The sequence below is a fragment of the Prevotella sp. MGM1 genome, assembly GCF_002933775.1.
Classification (GTDB): Bacteria; Bacteroidota; Bacteroidia; order Bacteroidales; family Bacteroidaceae; genus Prevotella.
This window is the reverse complement of sequence record NZ_BEWV01000130.1, coordinates 1-851: the sequence shown is the minus strand read 5'-3', so window position 1 is coordinate 851 and position 851 is coordinate 1. Positions and strand designations below refer to the sequence as shown.

Below are 851 nucleotides of genomic sequence, written 5' to 3'. Positions count from 1 at the left end.
GCCTTTTTTTGTATTATATCCGATGTTTTAGCGCTGCATTTGGTATCCGGTTGCACTTCGTTTAGACGCTAATTGCTTTCCATTCGGCATCTAAACGGAAAGCAATTAGCGTCTAAACGAAGTGCAAGGAGTATCTAAATGCAAAACAACGTCCGAACGGCAAACCGGCAATCGTCTTATTATCAAAAATCAATGGGAATTCGAATATCCGGCAACCGTCTTTTGCATAAACATGCAAGATTTGCCCTCCATTGTCTTTCGGATTTTATTTTACAAACAGCAAGTCCGCCTTAATTAAAAATATCACGAGAACCCATCTTAATCATAAAGCAGAAGCCATCCCTGTCATAATAGAAAATAATGTCCTAAAATACGAGACAGCATGAAACAAAATTATACGCAAATTCCTGAACACATATATGCCAGATGTATATTCATGTTATTATTATTCAATCAATATATATCGAACAAAAAAAAAAAAACATCGTTTTTCGATATATATCTACTGATTTGTTTTGTCAATAAAAATATTATTCATACATTTGCAGGGCCGGAAGAGCGTGTCTTTCCGACAATTCAATGCCGCAACAAGACACAAACCGCCCGGCAAAGCTGACAAACAAGGCATATAAACATGAAAAGAAAGTTCAACCTCCTGAGCATAATAGTATTCGTGGTGCTGATTATCAACTTCATCGGCGGATGCTTCTATGCCGGCCTCGGTTTTTACGAGGGCTTCAACGAAGGAATAAAAGCCTCGCACAACCAAGGCACGCCGTTCAAATCAGAAAGCCCGGTAATGGTGCAACTGCTGCCAAGCAGCCTCGTGGAACATCCCGAATACGTGACTA

Annotated in this window: 1 protein-coding gene; it reads left to right on the top strand. The window is 39.6% G+C overall.

Annotated features, from left to right (window positions below):
* Window positions 1–634 precede the first annotated feature (634 nt).
* Window positions 635–851 (top strand): hypothetical protein (locus tag MoGM_RS04535; RefSeq protein ID WP_146078645.1); only part of this gene is annotated, 217 nt, incomplete at its 3' end.